Here is an 18,820-nt window from a genome sequence, read left to right on the forward strand (position 1 = left end):
CGCCCCATGAATCCAACTGCAACTGCCGTTCAAAACGTCCTCAACGCCCGCGCCCGTCTGGGAGAGTGTCCGCTTTGGGACTGGGATGCTCAGTTGCTCTACTGGGTGGATGTCTACAACCATCGGGTGCATCAGTTTGACCCAGCGACGGGGCGCGATCGCTTCTTTGACGTGGGCGATGTGGTCAGCGCGATCGCCCTGGCCGGGGAGCAGCAAATCTTGATGGCCCTTGGCAATCGGCTGGCGCTGCTGGATACCCAGTCGGGCACGCAGAAAACGCTGTATACCGCCGAGTTTGACTGTCCTGGCACGCGCTTCAACGACGGCAAATGCGATGCCCAGGGGCGCTTCTGGATTGGGTCGATTAGCCCGGAACCCCAGCAGGCCGCACTGTATCGCTACGATCCAGACGGCTCCTGGCAGACAATGGAAACGGGCTTGACGATTTCTAACGGACTGGGCTGGAATCCAGCAGGCGATACCTTTTATCTGACGGACTCGCCCCAGCGGAAGATTTTTGCCTACCGCTTTGATGCGGCGACGGGGACGATTGGCGATCGCCGGGTACTGGTGGATTTGGGCGATGAACCCGTAGAACCCGATGGATTGGCGATCGACACCCAGGGTAATCTCTGGTCGGCGCTGTGGGATGGCTGGTGTGTGGTGAAGTGTGATGCTGCGGGTCGAGAATTGGAGCGCATCCCGCTGCCCGTGCAGCGTCCCACCTGTCCCATTTTTGGCGGGGCAGGGCTGACGGATCTCTATATTACGACGGCATCGGTGGGGCTAAGCCAGGCGGAAATTCAGGCGGGCTTTTATGCGGGCGACTTGTTCTGCTTGCGGACGGATGCCACAGGGCTGCCTGCCCATCGGTTTGGGGGGGCATAGGTCAGTCCTTGCAATCCATCTTGACTCGCTGCTTCACGCTGCTTCATTCGTAGAGTCGGGCCGGCTTTTCGTTGATGTGTGCCTCGATTGGCTTCACCTTTTCGATGAATTCAATCAGCGTGGTGTAATCGGGCGGCGCGGCATTGGGGATATAGCCGACCTGCTGGGCAAGGGTGGGCAGCACCTCGCTCATGGCTTTTTGGATCACTGCCTGCTGATTGCGGTTGACGGCGGGGCTGATCAGCACGGAGCCGGAGGGGATGCGGCGGCTGGCTCGCACAATTCGGAAGGTTGCGGGGCTGAACTGTGGCCGCAGTCGGTCAAACTCATCTCGGGCCAATGCGCCCAAGTCGGCTTCCTGATTTGCCAACCACTCCATTACGGTGGCGGGGGTGGAGGCGATCCGCACTTCCGAGGGCGTGGTGCCATAGAGTTCATACAGCGGCACGTAGTAGCCCGTCGCAGACCCCGGCTGCCCCAGCGCCACAATTCTTTTATTCACATCGCTGAGGTCTTGAATCGGGCTGTCGTCGCGCACTACTAGGACGGAACTGAGGTTGTTCACCCCCTCCAGCGGAAACAGTGGCAGGTATTGGGCGCGGGAGAGGGCGATCGCCGCCAGACCCGGTGGCGCAAAGGCCAAAGACCAGACCTGTCGCTGGAGTTGTTCAACGGCTTTTACTTCGTTATAGGCTGGCTCCAGTTCTGCCAGCATTTTGGTCTGAGCCTGCAAATAATCCAGAAACGGCTGGTATTGGTCGATGGATGTTGCGCCTTCGCCGTAGGCCACCACACCAACGGTTAACTTATCCAACCGAGTCGCAGTGGAATTGTCTCGACGGTTGCAGGCAGCAAGAAGTCCAAGGATGCCTTGAGCTAGCACTGCCCGACTCGACAGGCGCAGGAGCGTGCGGCGAGAGAGGGTATTCATTAAGGCAATCCGGCGAAAAAACAGAATGTCCCGATCCGAACCATATCATTGGAATCAAGCATTATAGGCAGATTCCAGGTTTTTCAAATGTTGCAAAACCTTAACTTGAGCCGGAAGTTTAACTTGCTGCTGCTGCTGGTGTTTTTGGGGGCGATCGCCCTCAGCGGCCTAGCCTTTTCCCGCATTTTGAACCGGGATGCCGAGCAAGCCGTGGTAGGCAAGGCCAACATCCTGATGCAGACCATGCTTGCTGTCCGAGACTATACCTCCGAGCAGATCAACCCAGAACTGGCTCCCCGACTGGAAACGGAAGCGGAATTTTTGCCCCAGACCGTGCCAGGTTATTCCGCCCGCGAAGTGTTTGAGAACCTGCGAAAAAGCCCTGAATATACCGACTTTTTCTACAAAGAAGCCACGCTCAATCCCACCAACCTGCGCGACAAAGCCGACACCTTTGAAGCCTCCATCGTGGAGCAGTTTCGCAGCAATGCCAATCTCAAAGAACTCTCTGGCTATCGCCAGTCGCCTGCGGGACGGCTCTACTACACAGCAAAACCCATCGCCATCACCAAAGAAAGCTGTCTGCGCTGCCACAGCACCCCAGAAGCCGCGCCCAAGAGTCAGCTCACCACCTACGGACGGGAAAACGGCTTTGGCTGGCAACTGAATGAAATCGTCGGCGCACAGATGATCTCTGTCCCCGCTAGCGGCGTAATCGACAGCGCCCGCCGCGCCTTTCTGCTGTTCATGGGCATTGTTACAGGCGCATTTTTGCTAGTGATGTCGCTGCTGAACTGGCTGCTGCGTCGGGCCGTTATTAACCCAATCAAAGGCATGGCGACCGTCGCCAACGAAATCAGCCTGGGCAATATGGATGCCGATTTTCAGCAAAAATCCAATGACGAAATTGGCAAACTTGCGGCGGCGTTTAACCGCATGAAGACGAGTCTCAGCATGGCGATGGAAATGCTGGGACAGCGGGAGTAGGGACGATATATCGATTTTGGATTAGGGGCTTCCAACCCGGCTCCCCTTTTCCCGCTTTGGGAGAAGGGGTTGGGGGATGAGGGCAAACTTGCAGAACTGGAATGCGCCTACGAGCAAGCGCCTAGAAACGCTAGAAAAACGAATCCCCAGACTCCATAGAAGCCGGGGATCAGCAAAGAAAACCAAACATATCAAGCCTATGCTTTTTCAACGCGAGTGCGATCGGGCAGAATCCACATCAGCACGGGCGACAGGGCAGCCGAAGCAAGGCAGACGATGGCAATGATGGCGAGACCAGTGGAAATATCGGTAGGCATTTTCACTCTCCTAATTTTTCTCTGAATAGTTCTGAAAATCTGTTGATGCGAACAATGCGGGAAACGCCTGTGAGATCAGCAGAAAGCTGGTGTGGCGAAAGTAGGCAAGCGCAGATAGCGCGATCGCTCCCCGATGCGAGAACTTAGGCAGTTGCGATAGCGATTCCAAGGAATCACCCTGCGTAACCAGCCTCTATAAAAACCAAGCTCTATGAATCTATGAATGAGTCATAGAACTGGACACAACGCTGGCTGCTCGTGCTAGCTGTTCGTGATAGCTATTCGGACTGACAATTCGCGCTGGCTGCTTGGGTACACCATTAGATACAACGTTCCGGCAAGCAATTTCGGGAAACGGAATGGCTATTTCAAACTTACTTTCTGTATTCAATTTTACTGAATTGCATCAACATTGGGGGAAAGCTTAACGTCTTGTATTGATTTCGCTCTTACTAATCCCTAAGAGTTTGCAATGTCAGCACTTGCGGCGGGGTTGCGTCGGGGGGATAGAGGAACGTCACCTGCACAAACCGACGACCCCCCGGCGGCAGGTCAAGGACGGCCAGGGGAGCGCTGCGATCGCCCCGTCGATGCACCAGATGCACATAGCGCGTGCGGTTTAGCCCCCGGCTGTCGAAAAAGCGCACCCGCACCGTGCCGCGAAAGAAGGTCTGCGTTGGCAATGGGTCAAAAAAGCGCAGCCCGTTCTGGCTGAGGGTGTCTTCTTTGATGGGGGTTTGCAGGGCGATCGCCACCCGCTGCAATTGGTCCGTTGGGTTATGCAGCGGCAGCGCCAGGTCATACTCTACGGCGTAGTTGCCGTGGGCGGCGTAGGCGGTGTCGTCGTAGCGCACGATCAGCGGCGCAGTCTGGATTTGGCCCGTGCCCAGTCGCCCCGCCACCAAGCTGCTCAACGGGTACGAAACGCCCATGCCTGCGGGTGGAATGCTGAGGTGGGGGCCGTTGGGTTCGTCTGTGATTCGCGCAGTCCAGCGAGATCCCTGCGCCACGCCTGCCACTCGCCCGTAGATGACTGCGCCCGGTTCGCCCGGTGGAGTGGGGGGGCGATCGCGCGGCACTGCCAAATCTCCTGTTTCCAGCAGGCTTACCCAGTCTTCCAGCGTCGGCGCTTGCTCGTTTCCATCGGCATCGCGGCGAGCAAACAGGGCCAAACTCGCAGCATACACCGGGCCATCACTCCGCAGCCGCGCCAGAGTCGAGCGCCCATTTAGCGGCGGGTCGAGCGTCGCCACCGGGATCGGCGCATTCAGCAGCAGTTGATAGCCCCCCGGCGGAATCACCAGGCGATCGGGAAAAACTTCGCTGCGTCGCCCCCGCAGTACGTCGCTCATGGCGCGGCTGCCCGGCCCGGCAAACACGCTGCCATCGGGATTTTCTACCCATCCTGGCAGGGTGATAAACGGCGCATCGGGCTGGCTCAGGTAGCTGGCAGCGCTCATCACCTGAATCGTCACGGGTTGGGAACCTGGATTGTGCAGCACTATACCCAAATACAGGCTGGTGAGATTATCCGGCGACACCGCCCGAAACACATGATGGGCAAACACATCAAACCGCCCCGCCAGCGGCACATTCAGATGGGCGGCGGGGTGCTGCTTGCCCACAGGCGGAAAGGTTGAAAGCAAAATGCCCTCCGAGCCGACCAGTTCCGGGCTATTGCTGTTGAACTGGAGCGTGTCGTCAAGCTGCCCCGGCAGAGGGCGCACCTCCCGTGGCACGACGATTTCCTGGGGCGTGGGGGCGGGCGCTTGGGCGAGGACTGGAGGCGTAAGTAGTAGGGGAAAAAATAGCACAGCTTCGTCGGGACTAGAGGTGAATCAGGCGATGGAGAACCTGGCAGAAGTCTTGCAGAATGGGCAGGCGGTTGGCGGGGGTGAGGACGGGAATGTGGACAAACAGGCAGGGACGCTGGGGGGTCTGGGCGTGTTCCAGCAGGGAGAAGTAGAGCGCGTTGCACACGAAGCGTCCGGCATCGTAGCTGAGGTCGGTGTGGGGCAGGTCGGCGGCGAGGCGCGGCAGGTCGAGGGACGTTTTGAGGATGCGATGCCCGTGGGGGTCGCTTTGCGAATCGCCCTGTACCGCCTGCACCTCCAGCGTCAGGCGATCGCGCGTTTCTGCCATACCGCAGCAGACGACCAAATCGGGCTGGACTTGCTGGATGTGGGCGATCGCCAGCTTGGGTGCTTGCTCAAAGTCAACAGGTAGCCGCCGCAGGACATGCAGCGAGTCCAGAAAGTCCAAATCGCACTGCAACAGATCCGCCAACAGATCATCCGACGAGTTGGAAGGCTGTTCGGGTTTCCAGGTGGTAAACGACGTGAGCAGGATTTTTCGAGTCACAGCATTCGAGTCCCAGCATTCGAGTCCCAGCATTCGAGTCCTAGAATTCGAGTCCCAGCATTCGAGTCCTAGAATTCGAGTCCCAGCATTCGAGTCCCAGCATTTCGAGTCATAGAACCGGGGAAGGGCGATCGCCCTATCCGTTTTACATCAGATTTACATCGGATTTACATCGGACAGGACGCTTCTGGCAGGACGCTTCTAGCAGCATTGCGCCAAACGCCAAATGATTAAAAGCTGAGAGATAAATTGCAAAATTTCTCAACTTCCGTAAACTGGTCTGTAATTTCCGTGTGGTTACGATACTAAACGCCTTTAACCCCCTTGGAGGACAGCATGAGCTTGAATGCAAGCCTAAACCGTAGCCTGAAACTGTCTGCTCTGTCGGCGGCTTCCGCCGTAGCGCTGGCGGGCACTGCCATCCTGTCTCTGCCTGCGGCTGCGTCGCCCTGCGGTTTTGCCAAATTTAATTCCACGACCACGCTGACGGATACCCCTTCTACGCCCGTTGACACCCTCAGCCAGTCGCCCAGCGCGAACCGGATGAGCCTGCTGGGTGGCGGACTTGCGGCGATTGCTGCCCTCGCAGGGGGAGCCTTTGCCCTCAAGGCCTACCGCGCCCGCAAGCTCCAGCCCGTGGTCGCGCCCGATGCGGCGGCTGAAGCGGTTGCTGAAGAAAGCTTTATCGAAGAAAAGCCCTTTGCCATCGTCGTTCCGGCGATCGCCCTAGAGCGCCTGTCTGTGGAAGATCTGGACGCAGAACCCGCAGGCCGCAAGTAGGCTTGCCAGTAGGCTTGCCAGTAGATCTGCCAGTGGGCTTATGCATGGGGCGATCGCCCCTAGCGTTCATTTTCATTCAACCTGTCTAGACCAACCTGTCTAGACCAGACCAACGTAATGTGCAAATTTCAAGCTGCCCTCATCCCCCAACCCCTTCTCCCAGGTTGGGAGAAGGGGAGCAAGAGAGGCTAGAAGTCCCTCTCCCGCTCTGCGAGAGGGATTCAGGGTGAGGGGGATCGGCAAAGTTGCACCTTGCGTAACTTATCCAGACATTGATACTTGCTCACAGATACTTGCCCACAGCCTGACCAATCGTCAGGCTATTTTTTTGTCAAACCGCTGCTCATTCCCCCGCCGACACCCCCAGTCCGTTGCTGACTGCCACCCAATCCGCCACGCTCAGGTCTTCGGCGCGGGCCTGGGGATTCAGCCCTAGTTGCTCCAGCAGCAGCCCTAGCGCCTCCTTGTCTACCGCAGATTGCAGCGTATTGCGGAGCATCTTGCGGCGGGTGGCAAAGCCCAGCCTCACCAGCCGATCCAGACGGTGGGGATCGGCGGCGGCGGGGGCAAACGGGCGCGGGGTCAGGCGCACAACGACGGAATCAACCTTAGGCGGCGGCTGAAAGGCGCTGGCGGGGACGTGGCAGATGCGATCGCACTGGGCAAGATACTGCACCCGCACCGACAACGCGCCGTAAACTTTGCTGCTGGGGCTGGCGCAGAGGCGATCGCCCACTTCCTTTTGCAGCAGCAGCACAATCGAGTCAAACGGGCGCGGATTGGGTGCGGCAATGCTACCCAGCAGTCGCTCCAAAATCGGCCCGGTGATGTTGTAGGGAATATTGGCAACGACCTTGTTGGGCTGCTGAAACTGGGGAAAATTGGCCAGCAGCGCGTCCAGATCCAGCGACAGAAAATCTCCTTGCAGCAGCAGGAAATTGGGCGTTTCCCCCAATTGCTTGGCCAGCAGCTTGCACAGGTCGCGGTCGATTTCTACCGCCACCACCGCAGCAGCCAGGGGTAAGAGGCGGCGCGTCAGAATGCCCGTGCCGGGGCCAATTTCCAAGACGCGATCGCCCTCTGATAGGCTGGCAGCGTCCACAATTTGCTGAAGCGTGCGATCGCTGCGGAGCCAGTGTTGCCCAAATTGTTTTCGCGTGCGAGGAGCCATCGGCAGCCGTCGATAAAATATTTGCCCAGATTCTTAGCCCATCGTCTTGGCTAAGAGTCCAAGCTTCCCACACTGAGGGGCACCATGTCTCCCTGAAGCGTCAGCCCCAATAGCATTTGTTGGCGGGGCTTGATCAAGGTGCCTGTGAGGGCGCAGTGGGTTTCTTGATGGGCGATCGCCGCGACGCTGGATTGAATCTCGTCCCGCGACAGGAGGGATGGGGCCTCACCGCTTTTTTGCTGCACATAGCGCCACAGCACCTCCCGAATCAACGCCTGATAGCCCTGGCTTCCGGCAATTTCTTTGAGCCGCTCCTTGAGCGATCGCTCTAGCCGGATGCTGGTCACTTCCATTTCTGTGGTCGATGTGCGGTTCAGGGTTTGCATTGTCTAGGGCCTCCTTGTAAAGCCTCCTAAAAGAACTGGCCCTATCGTAATACACCTGTAGTATGTTGCGCCAATCTACTTCCTGAAAGGCAAGAAGAAAAGAATTGGATCAGGGTTAAAGATTAGAGGATTAGAGTTGGAGAGATTTGCCCTACAATACGGCATGAAAAAATCGCTGCACAGAGAGGCTGTACAACGATTTGCGGAAGTCAAGCAAACAATCTATCACGGGCTATTCCAGAGGCTATTCCAGAGATCAAGGGATCAAAGCTCTTGATCCATAATGCTGCTGTGAATCGGATAGAAACCGAGACTAAGCGAAACTTGGAGAGTTTTTCGGGAGTTCCTCCTGGGAGTTTCTCCTGAATGTTTTACGTCCCAGTCGTCCGCTACCGTACCGTCGGAGTAGAAACACTGAGGGCAAATCCTCAGGACTGACCTGGGTCAGTTACGGTTGCAACCTGGTTATTGGAAGTCATCGTCTCAATCCGGTTGCCGCGAGTGGTCAAGGTCACGGCCGAGCCATTCCGCAGCCCCAAACGAGCCTGATCCTGAACCGAAAGGGACAGCAGACGAATCGAGCCATCGGCCAGACGGACTCGGATGCGATCGAGACGGGGGGTTAGCTCGACGATCGTGGCCTCAACTTGTTCTAAGGGCTGCACCGAAACCATCCGCATCATGGTGACAATGCGATCGCCACTCATCGTCAACATCACTTCTGCACCGGGGGCCAGTCCCAACTGACCTTGCTTTTGGGCCGCCAGCGAGAACATGCGGATGCTGCCGTCTGCCAGTCTCAGCCGCACGGTGTCTTCACGGGGGTCAGCATCCACAACGGTCGCAGTAGTGCTTGTCTCCGGGGAAGAAGAAATCAGGCGAGTCATGGTGATGATGCGGTTGCCGCTCATTGTCAGCATCACGTCGGCACCCCGCTCTAGCCCAAGCTGACGCTGTTCCTGGGCAGACAGAGAAAACATGCGGATGCTGCCATCCGAAAGTCTCAGGCGAACCGTGTCTTCACGGGGGTCGGCATCGATCACGGTTCCGGTTGTGCTGGTCAGGGCTTGGGCAACCAGGATCGAGGAAGCGGAGGAGGAGGCGAGTCCGAACTCAGGCAGGGCGATCGCGCTGGGGGCAAGGGTCAATCCGGCAACGAGCGCTAGGGCTGCGCCCATCCATACATTTCGACTTTCTAGCTTTTTGTGTTCTAGCGTATTCATCTCAAGTCATCTCCAAAATCAACATCACAACGCAGCTCAGCTAAAGCAAAGTATCTGCATGAGTGAACAAAAGCCATCAGCATTACGTTCTGGCTTGCGTTCCTATCAAGGATCTTTAGGCATTCAGCCTGCTATTCATGATGGATGGAGTGGATGACAGTCAAATGATGGCTGGTTAAAAGCGCCATAAGAGTAAAGATAAGAGGACGCTGAGAGCCTGGTTGAACCATCTATTCAACATCAGATCATGAGGCCGATAATGAGGCTACCCATCGAGCAGCGCCAGATTTCAGCAATGCTCTGCAATGCTCTGCGATTCCCAAAAATCTCTAGTTTGGGCTGTTGGGGATCTTCCTTCAGCCCGATAGCGCTTGCGATTGGCAACGCAGGAAGCATGGAGACTTAACACTGTCCACGGTCGGCGATCGCCGAAGTTGGTTCGTCTGCGGCTGCCGGGAAGTGGCGATCGATAATCTGCGGCACGTCTTCTGGACGGATTCGGCTATAGCGCGTTTTGTTGATGATGACGTTTGGCCCGGCTTTGCACTGTTTCATGCAGCCCGTCCCCTTCAGCTTGACCTGCCCTTCAAGCTGGCGATCGCCCAAGGCTTGCTGAATTGCCTCAGTGACGGCCCAGCCGCCGCGCTTGCAGCAGTCCGACTTTTGACAAAATAAAATCGTGCCACTAGCGCTGGGAGCGGGAGCCGCTGTCTGCGCCGGAGGCCGGGCCGGGATAGCCTGTTCTAAGCAACGGCTTGCTCGCTCAAAACCTGCCAAGTCAGCGCTGGGCGACGCAACCCGAATATGGTCTGCCTTAAACTTGACCATCCCCTCGCCATAGTCCAACTGCTGATAGCCGCTGACCTGGAGCCACTCACCTGGCACTAGCACCCGCTGACAGCTTGCCCGCGCTTCTTTGGACAGCTTAATGTATAGTTCTCCAACCGCTGTAGACAGGCGCAATCCCTTAATCTTGTAGCCGTCTTTTACCACCAGTCCTAGAAATCGACCTTCAATCTGAAACGGTGTTTTTTCGCTTTTGTGGCCCATAAGTGAATTACCCCTTGACGCGCCAGCAGCGGTCTAATAGTTCAACTAAATCTTTGCGAGAGGCAGTGATTTGGTAAATCACGCTCCTCACCTGGAGGGCGGCCAGGGGCGTAGAAACGTCGGCCCGAAGCATCCCATCTGGAAAACAGTATGCCGGAATATCGAGATCTCGGAGGCGGTGGTAGACTTGCCAGCGATCGCCCCGAGATATAGCGATCGCTGGCAGTCTTGAAGCGTCGGAATCGGCCGTGGTTTCGGCAGTTAGGGGGGAGGTCGGGTTCATCAATCCAGCGTCAGCAGGTCAGTGAAGATTTGCAGAAGGAAGGGCAACGAGTGCTTAAAGCACGCCTAGAGAGCGCTCTGTGAGCTTTATCTGTGAGCTTTATCAGCAGCACGCCGTAACCAGCGCTCTATCATCAATAGCCAGCACTCTATTGACAATAAAAGTCAATAGCTCCTATTCCCAGGATAGACGCTCACTGGATCTTTTTGCAAACTATTTTCATTAGCAAACCGTCGAATTAGCTACCTGAACAAGGCCGAAAGCCTATTCAAACGGTCGTTTCAGCGATTTTCCGGATTAAAACTTACTTCCAAGATTGATCTAAATCCTGAGTCAGTGTGTGATAGAAATTCCTCACTCCTCTTACTCCTCTTCAAAGGGGAGGCGCTCTGGCGCGGCAGGGGCGACCAAATCCGGCAGGGGCGATCGCTCTACTGGCGCTAGATCAACCGGCTCCGGCGGCGCAGTTGGCTCCGAAAGTGGCACAGGCTGTGCAGTAGGGCTAACCGACTCTGGTCGCGGGCTGGGTCGGGCGCTGGGCGGCTCCGCAGGTTTGGATTTAGCAGGCTTGGAGCTAGCAGGTTTGGATTTAACAGACTCCTGCAACTCTTTCACACCCGACTGGAGCGACTCTTGCAAATCTTTTGCGCCCGACTGGAGCGACTCTTGCAGCGCCTCAACCTTGGTGCTGGCTGAAGACTGAAACTCCCGCAGGCGATCGCGCAGGCTGTCCAAGTAGCTCTTGGGTTTTGGCTGGGCGGGCCGGCTGACGCGCGGTGTGGGGCTGGGCGCAGGCAACTCCTGCACTTGCTCCTGCACCTGCTCTTCTAGTTCGCGCAGCACAGACGGGGTTGGAGCAGGCTGGGCAGGGGGACTTGGCAACGGTTCTGGGATGACGCTTGGCTCCGGAGTCGGCACGGCGGGCGCTGGGGACACTCTGGGCGTTGGGGTCACTGTAGGCGCTGACTCAGTAGCGCGAGTCGGCGGCGGCACTTTTGCGGAGGTAGGGGCCGGCGTTTTGCCAGATGGCTCCAAATCCGATGGCTCTCGACCGGACGGCTTTGGCTCCCCTGAATCTTTTACTGAATCTTTCACTGGCTCTGGCGGGTTGGGCTGGGGGCTGGGGGTCGCCGCTGGAGGAGCCACGGGTGTCGGTGATGCGGGCGCGGTTTCCTGGGATTTCTTTGCTTTGGGCGATTCGCGAAGCGATCCCTGCGGGAATCGCGCTGGGCGGACAGGCACAGGGCTGGGTTCGGCGGCTGGTGTGGGAGCTAGCACTGGGGTTGGCACTGGGGTCGGCACTGGCTCGACCACAGCGGGTGACGATTGGCGTGGGCTGGGCGAAGGCTCCGGGGCGATCGCCTTGGGAGTGGGCGATACCGCTGGCTCTGGCACTCTGGAACCTGATTTTCGAGGGGATACCGCTTCTGGGGGGGTCGCCTTGGGTTCTGCGGCCTTGGGTTGTTCAAGTTCTGGAGCAGGGACAGGCGAAGGAGCCAGTTTTGCGGGCGCTGGTACGGGCGCTGGTATGGGCGCGGGCGCGGGCGCGGGCGATTCTTGAACAGGGGGCACCGCAGGCGTTGGCGCGGGCGATTCCTTCACAATGGGCGAGGGCAATGGTTTCGGGGCAGGCTTGTAGTTGGGGTCAACGATGGCGCGGGCTTCGTCCAGGGTCAGGTCGCCGCGCACCAGCTTGGCTAACGTGTCTGTGCCGCCCGGTTCATAGGTGATGACGCGGACGGTATTGTTGAACGCATTGGGAATCGGTTCCCCGTCTTCGTTCAAAAGCTCTAACTGCACCCAGTTTTTGCCGGGTTTCAGCCCCTTCAGATAGATCGGCTGCCACTGGTCGATCAGGAAGCTCTCGCCGTTGACCGTGGCGCGAATTCGCCAGTCGGGAATGTCGTCGTCTTCGCTGGACTGGGCAATGATGTGCAGCGGCACATTGGTCAGGAAAAAGTCCAGCATCACGGGTTCTGCACCGTAGCTGCCGACGGGACGGCTGTAGGTAAGCAGGGGTTGATTGCGGATGGGTCGATTATCCGGCGTTTTTGCATAAACGTGGAACGTAACCTGGGCAAAGGCTCCGTCGTTTTTGAAGAGTTCGTGCCAGGGACGAGAGGCGATCGCCCTCACGGTATGCGTTCCCGGTTCCAGCCCCTCAAACACAATCGGCTCGGCAGTGTCGTACAGCGCTTTATAGGGCGAGTTGTCCAAAATCACATGGACGTGTGGCCCCAGCCCCAGCGTTTTGTCTTTAAAGATGGGCAAGTCGTTGACCTGCACCTTGATGGAAACTTTGTCGTCTTGCAGCACCTCGTCTGGGCGCGGGCTGAGGATTTTGACCTGCGGCTGATAGTTTTCTAGCAATGGGCGTAGGTCTTGCAGCAGGGCTGGCGGCGGCACTTCGGAAATACTGCTGGGACGGGGACTATTGAGACTAGTAGAAGGGCGATCGCCCTTACGGGAAGGCTTTTCGCCACAGGCGACCGATCCCAACCCTAAGATTGTGACCAAACCCAAGATCACCAGGCATTTGCCCCATTGCCGTATCCGCTGCATCACCACGCGCCTCACTCCTGTGCGATCGCCATTCCAGGGAGGCTAGCCAGCGTTCAGCTTCAGCGAGCTAGCACGTTCCCTGCAAACAAAATGAATCGAGTCTATCCATAGGGAACTATACCGCTTCCCCTCTCTCCCAGAGCAAATTCTGCTCTGCCTCGCACGCCAAACAACGCGATTCATGCAGCGCCTGGCATAGCGCCTATCGCGCTCCTCGGACATCAAAACCCGCACATCTACAGCGAACGCCCCGGAAAACCGCAGATGAGAAAGACGCAAACGATCTATAGGGCTGCGCTTATCTCTTGCACGAGAATTTCTGTGGGGATGGGCGATCGCCAGCCACAACAGCATCAAGACAAAATCGAGAATTTTTAATGGCATTAATTCTTGTGTCTTATACCTGCCTCGTCAAAAAACAAAAGCTAGGTCTGTCGAGGAATTGGGCGATCGTATCCCACGCTACTCTGAGATTCTTCCGCGCTCTTTCCTCACGACTTTTCTATGCTTAGGATTGGTTTATGATTAAGCATTTCGATTTGTAAATATTCGGCCACAAACGGGCCATCTTTTGCGTCCTGCTGTCCGTGAAACGCAGGATCAATCAAAGTTTTCCCATCTTGAATTATTGTTAATAGCCGTGAAACTTGGGCTAAACACAGCACTATAATCTCTAAGAAACCTACCCAGGTCACGTCCTGTCGCTGTTTTGGCCCTTGCCAGGGGCGATCGCGACGTTCCTCCCCCACTTCCCCAACTGCTTGAAAGCTTTGCTGCCAAAGCATTTGCCGTAAAGCGGTTTACACGCTCCCCCTAGGTCTCATATGCCTGGCTATCATCATCGGCGATCGGTGGTGAGCGGGGAGGATTGCTGCGAAAGCGGCATCTGGGTTTGGATTAATTTTCGTTCCTTGTCTAGAGAGAGGAGAGTCTCTAATGACAACTACCCCACGGGAGCGAGAAGCGAAGGTCAAGGTGACGGTTGACAAAGACCCGGTTCCTACCTCTTTTGAGCTATGGGCCAAGCCGGGACACTTCGACCGCACGTTGGCGAAGGGCCCCAAAACCACCACTTGGATTTGGAACCTTCATGCGGACGCTCACGATTTTGATAGTCATACCAGCGACTTAGAGGATATCTCCCGTAAAATCTTCAGCGCTCACTTTGGTCACCTCGCGGTGATCTTTATCTGGCTGAGCGGGATGTATTTCCACGGCGCTAAGTTTTCAAACTATGAAGCTTGGCTAACCAACCCCACAGGCATCAAGCCCAGTGCCCAGGTGGTTTGGCCAATTGTCGGTCAAGAGATTTTGAATGCAGATGTTGGCGGCGGCTTCCAGGGCATCCAGATCACCTCTGGACTGTTCCAACTGTGGCGCGCCTCCGGTTTTACCAACAGCTTCCAGCTCTACTGCACCGCCATTGGTGCGCTAGTGATGGCGGGTCTAATGCTGTTTGCAGGCTGGTTCCACTACCACAAGGCCGCTCCCAAACTGGAGTGGTTCCAAAACGTGGAATCCATGATGAACCACCACCTGGCTGGTCTGCTGGGTCTGGGTTCTCTGGGTTGGGCTGGCCACCAAATCCATGTGTCTCTGCCGATTAACCAGTTGCTCGATTCGGGCGTAGCTGTGAAGGATATCCCGCTGCCGCACGAGTTCATCCTGAACTCCAGCCTGATGGCGGATCTATATCCCAGCTTCTCGAAGGGCTTGACTCCCTTCTTTACCCTCAACTGGGGCGAGTATGCGGATTTCCTCACGTTCAAAGGCGGGCTGAACCCGGTGACGGGTGGTCTGTGGCTCAGCGATACGGCTCACCATCACCTGGCGATCGCCGTTCTGTTCATCATCGCGGGTCATATGTACCGCACCAACTGGGGCATCGGTCACAGCATGAAGGAAATCCTGGAGGGTCACAAAGGGCCCTTCACGGGTGAAGGTCACAAAGGTCTGTATGAGATCCTCACGACCTCCTGGCACGCTCAGTTGGCCATCAACTTGGCCATGATGGGGTCGCTTTCCATCATCGTGGCGCAGCACATGTACGCGATGCCGCCCTATCCCTACTTGGCGACCGACTATCCAACCCAGCTTTCGCTGTTCACGCATCACATGTGGATTGGCGGGTTCTTGGTGGTGGGTGCAGGCGCTCACGCAGCGATCTTCTTCGTCCGTGACTATGACCCTGCTCAAAACGTCAATAACCTGCTGGATCGGGTGTTGCGCCATCGCGATGCCATCATCTCTCACCTGAACTGGGTCTGTATTTTCCTGGGCTTCCATAGCTTCGGACTCTACATTCACAACGACACAATGAGAGCGCTAGGCCGTCCCCAAGACATGTTCTCGGACACGGCGATTAAGCTCCAGCCCGTATTCGCACAGTGGGTACAGGGTCTGCACACGGCCGCTCCTGGAGCGACTGCGCCCAATGCCATCGGCCCCGCCAGCCTCGCCTTTGGTGGCGATCTGGTTGCCGTGGGTGGCAAGGTTGCCATGATGCCGATCGCTCTGGGCACGGCAGACTTCATGGTTCACCACATTCACGCCTTCACCATCCACGTGACGGTGCTGATCCTGCTGAAGGGTGTTCTCTTCTCTCGCAGTTCTCGTCTGATTCCTGACAAAGCCAACTTGGGCTTCCGCTTCCCTTGCGACGGCCCCGGACGGGGTGGCACCTGCCAAGTGTCGGGTTGGGATCATGTGTTTTTGGGTCTGTTCTGGATGTACAACTCCCTGTCGATTGTGATTTTCCACTTCAGTTGGAAGATGCAGTCGGATGTATGGGGCACAGTCGCGCCAGACGGCTCGGTAACGCACATTACGAACGGCAACTTTGCTCAGAGCGCCATTACCATCAACGGCTGGCTGCGCGACTTCCTCTGGGCACAAGCCTCTCAGGTCATCGGCTCCTACGGCTCGGCTCTGTCGGCTTATGGTCTGATCTTCCTGGGTGCCCACTTTATCTGGGCGTTTAGCCTGATGTTCTTGTTCAGCGGTCGCGGCTACTGGCAAGAACTGATCGAATCCATCGTTTGGGCCCACAGCAAGCTTCGGGTTGCTCCGGCGATCCAGCCTCGCGCTCTGAGCATCATTCAGGGTCGTGCGGTTGGGGTGGCTCACTACCTCCTTGGGGGTATCGCGACGACTTGGGCCTTCTTCCTGGCTCGAATTATTGCTGTTGGCTAGGCACTCCCTAAGGTGCTGACTTCTCTGGACTGCTAGACAAGGACGGTGAATGTTGGGCACTGAGCAATTGATTACATTGATTTCTCCAATGAAATCTGATGTGGTTCTGTAGCGAAGTGCCCAAGGTTCTACCGCTTGAGTCGGGTAGACTGGAGGCTAAATAGCAAAACTGCTGATTGTTAACTGAGTCTGTCAATCAGGACTTATGGCAACTAAATTCCCAAAATTCAGCCAGGATTTGGCGCAAGATCCGACCACTCGTCGGATCTGGTATGGGATTGCCACCGCCCACGACTTCGAAAGCCATGATGGCATGACGGAGGAGAATCTTTATCAAAAGATTTTTGCTTCTCACTTCGGTCATTTGGCAATCATCTTTTTGTGGACTTCGGGCAACCTCTTCCACGTCGCCTGGCAAGGCAACTTTGAGCAGTGGATCAAAGACCCGCTGCATGTAAAACCCATCGCCCATGCGATCTGGGACCCTCATTTCGGTAAAGCGGCCGTCGATGCCTTCACCCAGGGCGGTGCTTCTGGGCCGGTGAACATTGCCTTCTCTGGCGTGTATCACTGGTGGTACACGATCGGGATGCGGACAAACGGCGAACTCTATACGGGCGCAGTGTTCTTGCTGCTGCTGGCATCGATCTTTCTGTTTGCTGGCTGGTTGCACCTGCAACCCAAGTTCCGTCCGTCGTTGTCCTGGTTCAAGAACGCAGAATCTCGGCTGAACCACCACCTAGCAGGCCTGTTTGGCGTTAGCTCTTTGGCCTGGACGGGACACTTGGTTCATGTGGCAATCCCTGAGTCTCGTGGGATTCATGTGGGTTGGGATAACTTCCTGTCGGTGAAGCCTCACCCCGCTGGTCTGCTGCCTTTCTTTACGGGCAACTGGGGCGTGTATGCGGAGAACCCCGACGGTCTGAACCATGTGTTTAGCACGGGTGAAGGATCGGGCACGGCAATCCTGACGTTCCTGGGTGGTTTCCATCCCCAAACCGAATCCCTGTGGCTGACGGATATCGCGCATCACCACCTGGCGATCGCCGTGATCTTCATCATCGCAGGCCATATGTATCGCACCAACTTCGGCATTGGACACAGCATCAAAGAAATGCTGAACTCCAAAGCCGGTCTGCTGAGCAAGAGCAGCGAAGGTCAGTTCAACCTGCCCCACCAGGGCTTGTATGAAACGATGAACAACTCGCTGCACTTCCAGCTTGCCTTCGCTCTGGCAGCGCTGGGTGTGATTACCTCCCTGGTGGCGCAGCACATGTATGCCATGCCGCCCTATGCCTTCATTGCGAAGGATCACACGACGATGGCAGCCCTCTATACCCATCACCAGTACATTGCTGGCTTCATCATGGTGGGTGCGTTCGCGCACGGCGCGATCTTCCTGGTGCGGGATTATGACCCTGCTCAGAACAAGGGCAACGTGCTGGATCGGATGCTGCAACACAAAGAAGCGCTGATTTCTCACCTGAGCTGGGTGTCGCTGTTCCTTGGCTTCCACACCCTGGGTCTGTACGTCCATAACGACGTGATGCAGGCATTCGGCACTCCTGAAAAGCAAATTCTGGTAGAGCCTGTGTTCGCACAGTTTGTCCAGGCTTCTTCGGGCAAGGCGCTATACGGTTTCAACGCGCTGCTGTCGAACCCTGACAGCATTGCGGCGACCGCCTGGCCCAACCACGGCAACGTATGGCTACCGGGCTGGCTGGATGCTATCAATAGCGGCGCAAACTCGCTGTTCCTGACCATTGGCCCGGGTGACTTCTTGGTTCACCATGCGATCGCCCTGGGTCTGCACACCACGACGCTGATCCTCGTGAAAGGCGCGCTGGATGCTCGCGGCTCGAAGCTGATGCCTGACAAGAAGGACTTCGGCTACAGCTTCCCCTGCGATGGCCCTGGTCGTGGCGGCACCTGCGACATCTCTGCCTGGGACGCTTTCTATCTCGCCATGTTCTGGATGCTCAACACCATTGGTTGGGTCACCTTCTACTGGCACTGGAAGCATCTGGGCGTGTGGCAAGGAAACGTAGCACAGTTCAACGAAAGCTCGCCGACTATCATGGGCTGGCTGCGCGATTATCTGTGGCTCAACTCGGCTCAGCTAATCAACGGCTACAACCCCTACGGCATGAATAACCTGGCGGTTTGGGCGTGGATGTTCCTGTTTGGACACCTAGTCTGGGCAACAGGCTTCATGTTCCTGATTAGCTGGCGCGGCTACTGGCAAGAACTGATCGAAACCATCGTCTGGGCCCACGAGCGGACACCGCTTGCAAACCTGGTTCGTTGGAAAGACAAGCCTGTGGCGCTGTCTATCGTTCAGGCTCGTCTGGTAGGTCTGGCACACTTCACGGTGGGCTACATCCTGACCTATGCCGCATTCCTGATCGCCTCAACCTCTAGTCGATTTGGCTAGGTTGATGGAGTTCAGGTCATTAAATCCATAACTGAAAGCCCCCTCGCCATCCGGTGAGGGGCTTTTTGTTTCAGCTAATTTCTAAGCGTATTTGAGCGTATCTGAGCTTGTTTGAGCGTATTTTGATCAGCGTCTTTGTAGAGGCTCTGCACTGGGACAGATCCGGGTCAGGGAAGTCCGTCGTTATAATCAAGCTGTATTGTAGGGTGGGCGATCGCCCTCCACGCAGTCCCCGAAAGCGCCTGACGACCAGGA

The 18,820-nt window shown here is 56.7% G+C and carries 15 protein-coding genes; 5 read left to right on the top strand and 10 right to left on the bottom strand.

What is annotated here, in order from left to right; all coding sequences use genetic code 11:
• Positions 1-6 precede the first annotated feature (6 nt).
• A complete protein-coding gene (locus HNI00_RS01470) occupies positions 7-888 on the top strand; it encodes an SMP-30/gluconolactonase/LRE family protein (protein WP_316790043.1) in 882 nt (293 codons plus the stop codon).
• Positions 889-931: 43 nt separating this feature from the next.
• Here the strand turns inward: HNI00_RS01470 and HNI00_RS01475 are convergent, their stop codons facing one another.
• On the bottom strand, positions 932-1,819 hold the full coding sequence (locus HNI00_RS01475) for a phosphate/phosphite/phosphonate ABC transporter substrate-binding protein (RefSeq protein WP_316790045.1): 888 nt from the start codon (positions 1,817-1,819) through the stop codon (positions 932-934).
• An 87-nt stretch (positions 1,820-1,906) separates the two neighbouring features.
• Between HNI00_RS01475 and HNI00_RS01480 the strand changes: the two genes are divergently transcribed.
• A complete protein-coding gene (locus HNI00_RS01480; RefSeq protein ID WP_316790047.1) occupies positions 1,907-2,806 on the top strand; it encodes a c-type heme family protein in 900 nt (299 codons plus the stop codon).
• A gap of 769 nt (positions 2,807-3,575) precedes the next feature.
• Here the strand turns inward: HNI00_RS01480 and HNI00_RS01485 are convergent.
• A complete protein-coding gene (locus HNI00_RS01485; RefSeq protein WP_316790049.1) occupies positions 3,576-4,937 on the bottom strand; it encodes a DUF3370 domain-containing protein in 1,362 nt (453 codons plus the stop codon).
• Between the two features lie 13 nt (positions 4,938-4,950).
• The gene (locus HNI00_RS01490; RefSeq protein WP_316790051.1) at positions 4,951-5,484 is read right to left on the bottom strand and encodes a peptidase C15; all 534 of its coding nucleotides are present in this window, start codon (positions 5,482-5,484) and stop codon (positions 4,951-4,953) included.
• A gap of 336 nt (positions 5,485-5,820) precedes the next feature.
• Here HNI00_RS01490 and HNI00_RS01495 point away from each other — a divergent pair, with 336 nt between their 5' ends.
• Complete coding sequence (locus HNI00_RS01495) at positions 5,821-6,264, top strand: hypothetical protein (protein WP_316790053.1); 444 nt, start codon at positions 5,821-5,823, stop codon at positions 6,262-6,264.
• 343 nt (positions 6,265-6,607) lie between these two features.
• On the opposite strand, the gene rsmA is transcribed toward HNI00_RS01495, so the two are convergent.
• The 7 genes from rsmA to HNI00_RS01530 all read right to left on the bottom strand — a co-directional run bounded on the left by rsmA (position 6,608) and on the right by HNI00_RS01530 (position 13,724).
• Positions 6,608-7,435, bottom strand: coding sequence for a 16S rRNA (adenine(1518)-N(6)/adenine(1519)-N(6))-dimethyltransferase RsmA (rsmA, locus tag HNI00_RS01500; protein ID WP_316790055.1), 828 nt, complete (start codon positions 7,433-7,435; stop codon positions 6,608-6,610).
• A gap of 50 nt (positions 7,436-7,485) precedes the next feature.
• The gene (locus HNI00_RS01505) at positions 7,486-7,821 is read right to left on the bottom strand and encodes a hypothetical protein (RefSeq protein WP_205370340.1); all 336 of its coding nucleotides are present in this window, start codon (positions 7,819-7,821) and stop codon (positions 7,486-7,488) included.
• 428 nt (positions 7,822-8,249) lie between these two features.
• Complete coding sequence (locus HNI00_RS01510) at positions 8,250-9,044, bottom strand: hypothetical protein (RefSeq protein ID WP_316790058.1); 795 nt, start codon at positions 9,042-9,044, stop codon at positions 8,250-8,252.
• Between the two features lie 402 nt (positions 9,045-9,446).
• On the bottom strand, positions 9,447-10,094 hold the full coding sequence (locus HNI00_RS01515) for a (2Fe-2S) ferredoxin domain-containing protein (RefSeq protein WP_316790060.1): 648 nt from the start codon (positions 10,092-10,094) through the stop codon (positions 9,447-9,449).
• Positions 10,095-10,101: 7 nt separating this feature from the next.
• Positions 10,102-10,377, bottom strand: a complete 276-nt coding sequence (locus tag HNI00_RS01520; RefSeq protein ID WP_225910599.1) for an Asr1405/Asl0597 family protein — start codon at positions 10,375-10,377, stop codon at positions 10,102-10,104.
• Positions 10,378-10,740: 363 nt separating this feature from the next.
• Positions 10,741-12,942: a hypothetical protein gene (locus HNI00_RS01525; protein ID WP_420156239.1), complete on the bottom strand. Its 2,202-nt coding sequence runs from the start codon at positions 12,940-12,942 to the stop codon at positions 10,741-10,743.
• 488 nt (positions 12,943-13,430) lie between these two features.
• Positions 13,431-13,724 (bottom strand): hypothetical protein, encoded by a 294-nt coding sequence (locus HNI00_RS01530; RefSeq protein WP_316790065.1) that lies wholly within the window; start codon positions 13,722-13,724, stop codon positions 13,431-13,433.
• A gap of 151 nt (positions 13,725-13,875) precedes the next feature.
• Here HNI00_RS01530 and psaA point away from each other — a divergent pair, with 151 nt between their 5' ends.
• Both psaA and psaB read left to right on the top strand, forming a co-directional pair.
• Entirely contained in the window at positions 13,876-16,131 is a 2,256-nt protein-coding gene (gene psaA, locus HNI00_RS01535; RefSeq protein ID WP_172353595.1) for a photosystem I core protein PsaA, read from the top strand.
• 205 nt (positions 16,132-16,336) lie between these two features.
• Positions 16,337-18,565 carry a photosystem I core protein PsaB gene (gene psaB / locus HNI00_RS01540; protein WP_316790068.1) on the top strand — a complete coding sequence of 743 codons (2,229 nt, stop codon included), beginning with the start codon at positions 16,337-16,339 and terminating at the stop codon, positions 18,563-18,565.
• Positions 18,566-18,820 lie beyond the last annotated feature (255 nt).

It is taken from the genome of Thermoleptolyngbya oregonensis NK1-22 (assembly GCF_032705245.1).
Lineage (GTDB): Bacteria > Cyanobacteriota > Cyanobacteriia > Elainellales > Elainellaceae > Thermoleptolyngbya > Thermoleptolyngbya sichuanensis.

Bases quoted from the DNA above. Each gene is read 5' to 3' on its own strand.
- rsmA (WP_316790055.1), bottom strand. From the start codon at position 7,435: ATGGCTCCTCGCACGCGAAAACAATTTGGGCAACACTGGCTCCGCAGC.
- HNI00_RS01495 (WP_316790053.1), top strand. From the start codon at position 5,821: ATGAGCTTGAATGCAAGCCTAAACCGTAGCCTGAAACTGTCTGCTCTG.
- psaA (WP_172353595.1), top strand. From the start codon at position 13,876: ATGACAACTACCCCACGGGAGCGAGAAGCGAAGGTCAAGGTGACGGTT.
- HNI00_RS01510 (WP_316790058.1), bottom strand. From the start codon at position 9,044: ATGAATACGCTAGAACACAAAAAGCTAGAAAGTCGAAATGTATGGATG.
- HNI00_RS01470 (WP_316790043.1), top strand. From the start codon at position 7: ATGAATCCAACTGCAACTGCCGTTCAAAACGTCCTCAACGCCCGCGCC.
- psaB (WP_316790068.1), top strand. From the start codon at position 16,337: ATGGCAACTAAATTCCCAAAATTCAGCCAGGATTTGGCGCAAGATCCG.
- HNI00_RS01520 (WP_225910599.1), bottom strand. From the start codon at position 10,377: ATGAACCCGACCTCCCCCCTAACTGCCGAAACCACGGCCGATTCCGAC.
- HNI00_RS01530 (WP_316790065.1), bottom strand. From the start codon at position 13,724: ATGCTTTGGCAGCAAAGCTTTCAAGCAGTTGGGGAAGTGGGGGAGGAA.
- HNI00_RS01505 (WP_205370340.1), bottom strand. From the start codon at position 7,821: ATGCAAACCCTGAACCGCACATCGACCACAGAAATGGAAGTGACCAGC.
- HNI00_RS01515 (WP_316790060.1), bottom strand. From the start codon at position 10,094: ATGGGCCACAAAAGCGAAAAAACACCGTTTCAGATTGAAGGTCGATTT.
- HNI00_RS01480 (WP_316790047.1), top strand. From the start codon at position 1,907: ATGTTGCAAAACCTTAACTTGAGCCGGAAGTTTAACTTGCTGCTGCTG.
- HNI00_RS01475 (WP_316790045.1), bottom strand. From the start codon at position 1,819: ATGAATACCCTCTCTCGCCGCACGCTCCTGCGCCTGTCGAGTCGGGCA.